Origin of the sequence: Pectobacterium jejuense, assembly GCF_026800125.1 — a bacterium.
Lineage (GTDB): Bacteria > Pseudomonadota > Gammaproteobacteria > Enterobacterales > Enterobacteriaceae > Pectobacterium > Pectobacterium jejuense.
Genome location: NZ_JAPQKX010000012.1, coordinates 93,007 through 102,642, shown reverse-complemented (window position 1 = coordinate 102,642; position 9,636 = coordinate 93,007). Strand labels below are relative to the sequence as shown.

Below are 9,636 nucleotides of genomic sequence, written 5' to 3'. Positions count from 1 at the left end.
TTCGTTGAATCTTTTTTCCTGTTACCACAACCGCGTGTCGCTGTTGCCGTGTCAGTGGAGGCGCATTATAGGGACTTCTCGGCCACTGACAAGTGCTAAATGCAAAAAAATTATCGTTTGTCTACTATTTGCCCACAAGGCTGTCAAAGTGGCAGTTTTTCCAGCGAATCGAAGCCATAACGCTGCAATATTGGCCACAGCGTGGCGACTTTAGGCGTAATCGCCAGGCAGTAAACCAGATTCTTATCTGTCGAAAGTGGAGGATTATCCAGATTAGCAATCAGCCATGCTGTTCTTTTCGCTATAGCAGCACCAGAATCCACAAGACGCGTACCATCTGGCAAGGCCATTTTCAGTTCTTCTGCTAATAACGGAAAATGCGTACACCCAAGCACAACCGTATCTGGCGGTTCCGGTAAACGCAGCCAAGGGCGCAGAATTTTTTGCAATTCGGAGATAGAGATCGTCTCACCCTGCAATTTCGCTTCTGCTAACTCGACCAGTTCTGACGATCCCAATGACAAAATCTGGCAATCCGTCGCAAAACGGGCAATCAGTTCGTGCGTGTATGGACGCTGAACCGTTGCGCGCGTCGCCAGTAGGCCAACGACACCGTTGCGCGTCAGCTTAGCCGCAGGTTTCACCGCAGGAACAACGCCCACGACAGGGAAAGTAAAGCGCTCACGCAGGGCAGGAAGGGAAATCGTACTCGCCGTATTGCAGGCGATCACAACCAATGCGAGCTGATGGCGTAGTTGAACTGCGTTAACAATCTCAACCACGCGCTCGATAATAAACTGCTGTGATTTCTCACCATAAGGAAACGCTTCGTTATCGAATGCGTATATATAGTGAAGATCCGGCAAGAGCTGCCGGATTTCATCATAAACAGACAGCCCACCTACGCCAGAATCGAAGACCAGAACCGTAGGACGGGATGGCAGGTTAGAAGGTATAGCTTCCTGTGAGATAGTATTCTCGCCCTGCCGTGCGGTAGCCATATGCCGTCTCATAATCTTTATCAAACAGGTTGGCGATTCTACCACGAACTGTCAGATGAGAGGTGATCGGATATGAAGCGGCAAGATCCCAGAGGCTTACGCCGCCAAGCTTAACAGTCTGGTAGTCATCAATTGCAGGGACATAATTGCCATAATCTTTGTCATAACGGCCTCCCAGATATTGGTACGTTACGCTCCAATCGAGGTCGTACACCTGCCAATCCAGTTGATATTTCACCTGCTGCTTTGCACGGCGAGCCAGTGGTTCATCAGTGATGCCATTACGTGAGTCAACATAGTCATAGCTAATACGATGACCTACAGGCCCAGTATCAAAACTGGCAGTGGCTTCAATCCCTTTGATTTTGGCTTTACCGACATTTTCATAAACGTAACCTGTACTGCCTGTTGCATCAATCAGGTTGTCGATGTCATTGCGGTACCCAGAAACCCTCCATGTAACTGGCCCAGTAAGGCCTTCAACCCCGCTTTCCCACTGTTTACTTTCTTCTGGCTGAAGGTCACGGTTACTGCCAAACCTTCCATATAGCTGTCCCATATTTGGTGTTTTAAATGCAGTACCATAAGAAGCAATCAGGCGATAGCCCTCAATAAACTCCCAAGACGCCCCAGTTTGCCAAGTATTATGCCAACCGAATTCAGATTGATCGTCGCCACGTACAGACCCTTCAAGCACTACGGAAGCAAAACGTTGCTGGCCAGTCAGGTAAATACCCGTATTGTGCTGGCTTTCTTCTCGGTTCACATTAGTTGAATCTGGCTTGATGGTCTGATCCTGCCAATCAACACCAGCACTCACTGTCCCCGAGCCCACTTGCAGTGTATTGCCCCACTGTGCGTTGTATTGCTGAGAATCAACTAACGTCGCACCAATACCATGTAGGCCTCGGAGCGGATCGTAGTCATAATCCTTGCTATGGCTATAGCTTCCAATTAGCTGCGTGGAGTAAATACCGCTCTGATAACGCAGACCGGTATCCCATGTTTGGCTATAAAGCTGGCGAGTATCTACTGCAGAAAAGTTATCGTAGTCAGTACGGTTGTCATAACCATAGCCCCGCAAAAAACCGCTAAATTGCTCACCAAACTTATGTTCAACCGTACCATACAGCGATTTACTCATAAATCCGTCACGGTCGGGTTGCGCAGGCGAAGCAGTACCGTAAGCCACCACGTCAAATCCTTTGGTATAGACGTAATTACCAGCCAATGTCGCTGTTGTGCTGTCGCCAAGTGCTTGTTGCGTTACTGCATCATAAGATTGATACCCATTAGAGCCGATACCAGCGGACAGCGTCGTACCGTTTTTCTCCCTGGTAGTGATGATGTTTACTACGCCGCCAATCGCATCAGAACCATAAACCGCAGAACGTGCGCCACGAATATATTCAACTTTCTGCACCAGTGAGAGGGGGATTTGGCTGAGGTCAGATGAGCCACTTAGACCCGCTTGATTCAGGCGAATACCATCGATCAGCACCAACACATGGCTAGAGTTAGTCCCACGGATAAACAACGAACTTTTTTGCCCTAAGCCGCCGTTTTGTCCAATATCTACACCCGGCAAGCGGCGCATAACATCAGTCAGGCTCTTCACCTGCCAACGCTCAATATCTTCTCTTGTCACTACAGTCGTGGGTGCCAGCACCGAAGAAACCGGCTGTGCGAAACGATTTGCTGTAACTACCATATCGTCGGTATTTTTTTCCGATGACGAATTTGGAGATGAACTGTTTTCCTGCGCCCAGCCAGAAAATGCCGTGACAGAAAGCGCCGTCAGCAGCGAAATTTTTTTAATCATTGTTAAAGCATCCGAGAAATAATAAGGATGCCGCAGGCTCTGTTAATAGCACGCGATATGCAGAACCAATTGCGACGTATTCCGGCAGGTCTTCGGGCTTGGATGCCGTTGTGACCACAAACCGTCAATGACGGTAAGGGATACAACGAAAGCGATGACTTCCCATCTATAAAGACAGTGTCTGCATAATAATGCTATCGCCGGGGCTTTCCTTACCGCTGCGCGTCAGCTCCAGATTTACACTGGATTCCCTTTTGACTTGTGATACAAGGCCGGACGCTCATCCTACAATCGCGAATTGTGGAAGTCTAGACTTCTATATCACTACAGGATAATAACGTAACAAAACTGGACTTCCTGGCCGGATTCCCTACAATTCCCGGCCAATAACACCCTTTTAGACGCTGTTCAGACGAGAAAATCATGACGCCAGAAATCCTGCCCATCGAACAATACGACGACCAGCTTGCAGAGAAAACCGAGCGTCTGCGTGGGATGATGGCACCGTTCAATGCACCAGAACCTGTCGTCTTCCGTTCTCCCGTCAGCCACTATCGGATGCGCGCCGAATTCCGTATCTGGCATGAGGGTGACGAGCTTTACCACATCATGTTTGACCAGCAAACCAAGCAGCGCATTCGGGTCGATCGCTTTCCGGCAGCTAGCGAGTTAATCAACCGCCTGATGCCGGAGCTGCTTGCCGCAATCCAGCCCGATTCCGTTCTGCGCCGTAAACTGTTCCAGATAGACTATCTGTCCACCCTGAGCGGCGAAATGATCGTTTCTCTGCTGTATCACCGCGCACTGGATGAGGAATGGCAGGAACATGCCCGCGCGCTGCGCGATAGCCTGACAGCGCAGGGGTTCCGTCTACAGCTGATCGGTCGCGCGACGAAAACTAAAATCTGCCTCGATCGCGATTATGTCGATGAATGCCTGCCGGTTGCAGGTCGAGATATGATTTACCGACAGGTAGAAAACAGCTTCACGCAGCCGAATGCCGCAATCAATATTCAAATGCTGGAGTGGGCGCTGGATGCGACGGCGGGATCGACAGGAGATTTGTTAGAACTGTATTGCGGCAACGGGAATTTCTCACTCGCACTGGCAAGAAATTTCGAACGCGTACTGGCGACTGAAATCGCCAAACCATCCGTCGCGGCGGCACAATATAATATCGCGGCGAATCAGATAGAGAACGTGCAGATTATCCGCATGGCGGCAGAAGAATTTACGCAGGCCATGCAGGGCGTGCGTCAGTTTAACCGCTTGCAGGGGATCGATCTGACGAGCTACCAGTGCGAGACCATTTTTGTTGACCCGCCACGCAGCGGGTTGGATGACGAAACGGTGAAACTGGTGCAGGCGTATCCGCGCATTCTTTATATTTCCTGCAACCCGGAAACGCTGAGCAACAACCTGAAAACGCTATCGGAAACCCACGACATTCGCCGTCTGGCGCTGTTCGATCAATTCCCTTACACCCATCACATGGAGTGTGGCGTGTTGTTGGAAAAACGTCAGTAACGCATACAATCTGGCGGGTTACCCCGCCAGCATCACCTGCTATAACGTCTCGCTCTCTTCTGCGGATACGGAATCCGTCTCTTTTCTGCGGCGCAGCTTCAGGCCAATCCAGAAAACCAACACCACGCACAGGATTGAAGGAATAAAGTTCGATCCAATGGCGGGGTATTCAACGCGCACGATGGCGCTGTAAATTAATAACCCCAGCAGAAAACTGGCTGCCGCCAGCATCGGAATGCCTTCCGGCATACTGTGGTGCAAATAACGTTGATGCAGGCAATAAATGGACAATACCAGCGCAATCAGGGGAAAAATCGAGAACGGTACGATGCTGCTGAACAGGGCGGCGAATGCGCCGTTTACGGATAAGCCCGCAATCAACGCCAGCACCAGCGTACCTTTTTCTTGATGAGGTTTGTCTGTCATGGTTTCTCCCTTCTCATGTTGGTATAGAGGATTTATGGCACGGTAAAGCTACTATCGTGTTCTTTTCTGTACCAGTAATAAGCACCTTTGGCGATCATCCGCAGTTGCAGTACTAACCGCTCTTCCAGCTGTTTACGCTGTTCCAGAGAAACATCCAGGGCTTCCGCCCCCGCGCTGAAAACAATGGTCACCATCGCTTCCGACTGCGCTTCCGCGAAACTGCGGGGAATATGATTTTCCACCTCAAGATAATCCGCCAGTTCAGCGATAAAATGCTGAATCTCCCGTGCGACCGCCGCACGGAATGCCGCCGACGTCCCTGAGCGCTCACGCAGCAAGAGCCGGAACGCATTAGGATTATTGCCGATAAATTCCATGAAGGTGGAAACCGACGTCCTGATTATGCTACCGGTTTTGGCGATACGCTGCCGAGCCTGTCGCATTAACTGGCGCAGCATCAGCCCGCTTTCGTCAACCATTGTCAGCCCCAGCTCATCCACGTCACGAAAATGACGATAGAAAGACGTCGGTGCGATACCCGCTTCGCGAGCGACTTCACGCAGGCTCAGGCTGGCAAAGCTGCGCTCAGCGCTTAACTGGCTAAATGCAGCTTCAATAAGGGAACGACGAGTCCGTTCTTTTTGTTGTGCTCTGACACCCATTATGCTGCCCAAATGATCTACTCCCCTTTCCAGAGGGGCACTATAGCAAACTTTATTGTCCGCAGAATGAGACAAAGTTTGCCATATTAAGATGTGAGAATCTGTTTCCATAGTAAAGGCAGGGATGATTGGGTTCTGCCGCAGTCAATGTTACAATGCACAATGTTACAGTCGCGTTATTAATTTGTATAAAAACAGGTTTAACCTACCATGACTCTACAACATCAATTCGATTACGATGCCATCGTTATTGGTTCCGGTCCCGGCGGTGAAGGCGCAGCAATGGGATTGGCTAAGCACGGTGCCAAAATTGCGGTGATTGAACGCCACTACAATGTCGGCGGCGGCTGTACCCACTGGGGTACGATTCCTTCTAAAGCCCTCCGCCACGCCGTCAGCCGCATTATCGAGTTCAATCAAAACCCCCTCTACAGTGACAACTCCCGCATTATCCGCTCCTCATTTTCCGACATCCTGCGCCACGCCGACAGCGTCATTGGTCAGCAAACCCGTATGCGACAAGGATTTTATGAGCGTAACCAGTGCGAGTTGTTTTCTGGCGAAGCCAGCTTCATCGATGCACACACGATTGCCGTTCACTACCCAGACAATACCCATGAAACGCTGACCGCCGCGAATATCATTATCGCGACCGGTTCACGTCCATATCATCCGGCAGAAGTCGACTTTAATCACCCGCGTATTTACGACAGCGACTCGATTCTGCAACTCGACCACGAGCCTCAGCACGTCATTATTTACGGTGCGGGCGTTATTGGCTGTGAATATGCCTCTATCTTTCGCGGCCTGAGCGTGAAGGTCGATTTAATCAATACCCGCGATAGGCTGCTGGCCTTTCTCGATCAGGAAATGTCGGATGCCCTTTCCTACCATTTCTGGAACAACGGCGTGGTGATTCGCCACAACGAAGAGTTCGAGAGTATTGAAGGGCTGTCTGATGGCGTTATCGTTAATCTGAAGTCAGGCAAAAAGATGAAGGCAGACTGCCTGCTCTATGCCAACGGGCGCACGGGGAATACGGAAACGTTGGGGCTAGAGAATATCGGCCTGAGCACCGACAGCCGCGGGCAGCTCAAGGTCAACAGCATGTACCAGACGGCGCTGGCGCATATTTATGCCATCGGCGATGTAATTGGCTATCCTAGCCTGGCATCAGCCGCATACGATCAGGGGCGACTCGCTGCACAGGCGATCATCAAAGGCGATGCCAGCGCGCATCTGATCGAAGATATCCCAACCGGCATTTATACCATCCCGGAAATCAGCTCCGTGGGGAAAACCGAGCAAGAGCTCACCGCGATGAAAGTGCCTTATGAAGTCGGGCGGGCGCAGTTCAAACATCTAGCACGGGCGCAGATTGTTGGGATGAATGTGGGGAGCTTGAAGATTCTGTTTCACCGTGAAACGAAACAGATTCTGGGTATTCACTGCTTTGGTGAGCGCGCCGCGGAGATTATCCACATCGGGCAAGCCATCATGGAACAGAAAGGTGAAGGCAATACTATCGAATATTTCGTTAATACCACCTTCAACTATCCAACCATGGCAGAAGCGTACCGTGTAGCCGCGCTGAACGGGCTTAACCGCTTATTTTGACAGGTTTTCCATATAGCCCTGCATATGCTCGCGGATGGTATCAGCAAGTTGCTCATAACGTCCGCGCAGCGGTGAACCGGGGCGATACACCAGCGCGATAGTGCGCTTGGGCTCCGGCTTATAGCACGGCAAATAGCAGACGCCGTCGCGTTCGCGCTCACGCGGAACAGACAACGACGGCAGAAGCGTAATACCGCTTCCGGCTGCGACCATGTTGCGCAGTGTCTCCAGGCTGGTCGCCCGGAAATGCGTATCTTCATCCGCTCCCGCCTGAAAACAGAAGCCCATGGCCTGATCGCGCAGGCAGTGGCCGTCTTCCAGCATCAGCAGTTTCTCACCCGCCAGATCGGACATTGCCACGCGTTCGCGGTTCGCCCAAGGGTGATCCTGATAAATGGCCAGCTTCATCGGCTCATCGAAGAGGGGAACTTCGATAAAGGCTTCGGACTCTTTCACCATCGCGAGAATGGCGCAGTCCAGTTTGCCGCTGTCCAACTGGGCCAGTAACTGATGGGTTTGCGCTTCGTGCAGATACATTTCGAGTTTGGGGAACGTGCGATGCAGCATTGGAATAATTTGCGGCAGCAGATAAGGTCCCACCGTGGGAATCAGGCCGATATGCAGCGGCCCGGACATGGTTTCGCCCTGCTGGCTCGCCATCTCTTTTAATACTTTAACCTCGCGTAATACCGTTCGTGCCTGCTCGACCAGCAACAGCCCCGCTTGCGTAAACAAGACTTTGCGACTGGTTCGCTCCAGCAGCATCACGCCGAGTTCATCTTCCAGTTTACGAATCTGTCCACTGAGTGTTGGCTGACTCACATGGCAGGAATCTGCCGCACGCCGAAAGTGACGATGTTCTGCCAGCGCGACAAGATACTCTAAGTCCCGAATATTCATTATTATTCTCCTTATCATGATAGCTAACAGCGATAGATAGGATATCAATGAACGACAATCCCTATCAACATCCAAAATGAATAATATATCCCACCGAAGCGTATCTATTTATTTCTACAGGAATAAAACAATATTTTTACGATTTCGGTACTACTTGGGTATCTGCCAGACTCCAGCCACGCTATAACAAGCGGGCTAACATCTTCAATGTGATTTGGCAGTGACAGCATTTTGTGTGCGTCGGGCAACAATACCCTTGCGAACGATGTCTGGAAAGCTGACCAGCGGCAAAGCAAGGAAAGCATCGAAACTGGTGAAGAGAAAATAGGATTGAATATTCAGAGGGGGTAGTTAATAGGAGATAGTTAATAGGGGATAGTTAATCACGTCGCCGCGTGACCATCATACTGTGATGCGCCGTGCGAATAGGAATCTCATCCCTGAGACTCCTCCTTTTCAGAGCCGCAATAAGTGACGTTGAAAGGCATTCCAATACCGTTACTCTTCGTCACCGCGTTGCAGCCTCTTTCTTCCTGAAATCTTGCGTATCGCCTCAGCGTGCCACATCAGGGCGGACGCCCAGCGTATGGCAAATCGCATAGCTCAGCTCCGCGCGGTTCAGCGTATAGAAATGGAAATCTTTTACGCCTTCACGACTGAGAATTTTCACCATATCCATGGCGATAGACGCGCCCACCATTTTGCGGGTTTCTGGATCGTTATCCAGGCCGTCAAACATGGTCGTCATCCAATTCGGCACACGGACGTTGGTCATCGTGGCAAATTTTTGCAACTGCTTGAAGTTCGACACCGGCAGAATGCCCGGCACAATTTCTACATCGATGCCCGTCGCCACACAGCGGTCACGGAACCGCAGGTAGCTTTCTACGTCGAAAAAGAACTGTGTGATCGCGCGATTCGCGCCAGCATCAATCTTGTGTTTAAGATTAATCAGGTCAGCCTGCGCGCTTTTCGCTTCAGGGTGTACTTCAGGATAGGCGGCAACGGAAATATCGAAATCGCCAACCTCTTTCAGCAGCGAAACCAGATCCGCTGCGTACATGTCCGGTTTGCCGCCTTCTGGAGGCAAGTCGCCACGCAGCGCGACAATATGGCGGATACCGCTCTCCCAGTAATCCTGAGCGATGTCACGCAACTGTTCGCGTGAAGCATCGATGCAGGTCAGGTGAGGTGCCGCTTCCAGACCGGTACGCTCTTTAATCGTTTTGATAATGCTGTGAGTACGGTCACGCTCGCCAGAATTCGCCCCGTAGGTCACGGAAACAAACTTGGGCTTCAGGCTGCTCAGTCGATCAATAGAACTCCACAGGGTGTCTTCCATCTCGCTGGTACGCGGCGGGAAAAATTCGAATGACACATTAATGCGTCCCTGTAATTCCGCCAGACTTTGATTCAGCGCTTCCCGCTGGTTTGCGTGAAAAAAGCTCATACCTGCTACCCCGTTGACCGTGACTGTTATTATCATTCGCTACACGTCTATACGTTTAGACGGCTATATAGAAAATGACGTAATCCGCTTAAAGAGTCAACGTTTTTCAGCACGACAAGCCGTGATGATTACTCACGGTAAATGAAGAAAGTTCATGATGGGTTTCTCGCAAAAGTGCTGTCTCTTCGTCACATTGTTATGTCAACGTAGAGACAGTTTCGTGTGCCATCG

8 protein-coding genes and 1 riboswitch are annotated in these 9,636 nt (G+C 50.8%); of the genes, 2 read left to right on the top strand and 6 right to left on the bottom strand.

The annotated features are described in order from the left end of the window. Positions 1 to 143 precede the first annotated feature (143 nt). On the bottom strand, positions 144 to 1,001 hold the full coding sequence (murI, locus tag NXT09_RS19665) for a glutamate racemase (protein ID WP_080162931.1): 858 nt from the start codon (positions 999 to 1,001) through the stop codon (positions 144 to 146). Continuing rightward, entirely contained in the window at positions 946 to 2,823 is a 1,878-nt protein-coding gene (gene btuB / locus NXT09_RS19660) for a TonB-dependent vitamin B12 receptor BtuB (protein ID WP_268580937.1), read from the bottom strand. Before btuB ends, murI begins: the two co-directional genes overlap by 56 nt. 66 nt (positions 2,824 to 2,889) lie before the next feature. Beyond that, positions 2,890 to 3,113, bottom strand: a riboswitch (cobalamin riboswitch). A gap of 133 nt (positions 3,114 to 3,246) precedes the next feature. On the opposite strand from btuB, the gene trmA reads away from it, so the two are divergent. Then, positions 3,247 to 4,350, top strand: coding sequence for a tRNA (uridine(54)-C5)-methyltransferase TrmA (gene trmA / locus NXT09_RS19655; protein WP_268580936.1), 1,104 nt, complete (start codon positions 3,247 to 3,249; stop codon positions 4,348 to 4,350). Between the two features lie 39 nt (positions 4,351 to 4,389). Here trmA and NXT09_RS19650 read toward each other — a convergent pair whose 3' ends face one another. Continuing rightward, on the bottom strand, positions 4,390 to 4,776 hold the full coding sequence (locus NXT09_RS19650; protein ID WP_205549711.1) for a YijD family membrane protein: 387 nt from the start codon (positions 4,774 to 4,776) through the stop codon (positions 4,390 to 4,392). 32 nt (positions 4,777 to 4,808) lie between these two features. Next, positions 4,809 to 5,438: an HTH-type transcriptional repressor FabR gene (gene fabR / locus NXT09_RS19645; protein ID WP_039486831.1), complete on the bottom strand. Its 630-nt coding sequence runs from the start codon at positions 5,436 to 5,438 to the stop codon at positions 4,809 to 4,811. A 210-nt stretch (positions 5,439 to 5,648) separates the two neighbouring features. On the opposite strand from fabR, the gene sthA reads away from it, so the two are divergent. Further along, a complete protein-coding gene (sthA, locus tag NXT09_RS19640; RefSeq protein ID WP_014916982.1) occupies positions 5,649 to 7,055 on the top strand; it encodes a Si-specific NAD(P)(+) transhydrogenase in 1,407 nt (468 codons plus the stop codon). On the opposite strand, the gene oxyR is transcribed toward sthA, so the two are convergent. Both oxyR and metF read right to left on the bottom strand, forming a co-directional pair. Beyond that, a complete protein-coding gene (gene oxyR, locus NXT09_RS19635) occupies positions 7,047 to 7,955 on the bottom strand; it encodes a DNA-binding transcriptional regulator OxyR (RefSeq protein WP_010281486.1) in 909 nt (302 codons plus the stop codon). The genes sthA and oxyR overlap by 9 nt on opposite strands. A gap of 553 nt (positions 7,956 to 8,508) precedes the next feature. Beyond that, entirely contained in the window at positions 8,509 to 9,405 is an 897-nt protein-coding gene (metF, locus tag NXT09_RS19630; protein ID WP_010308167.1) for a methylenetetrahydrofolate reductase, read from the bottom strand. Positions 9,406 to 9,636 lie beyond the last annotated feature (231 nt).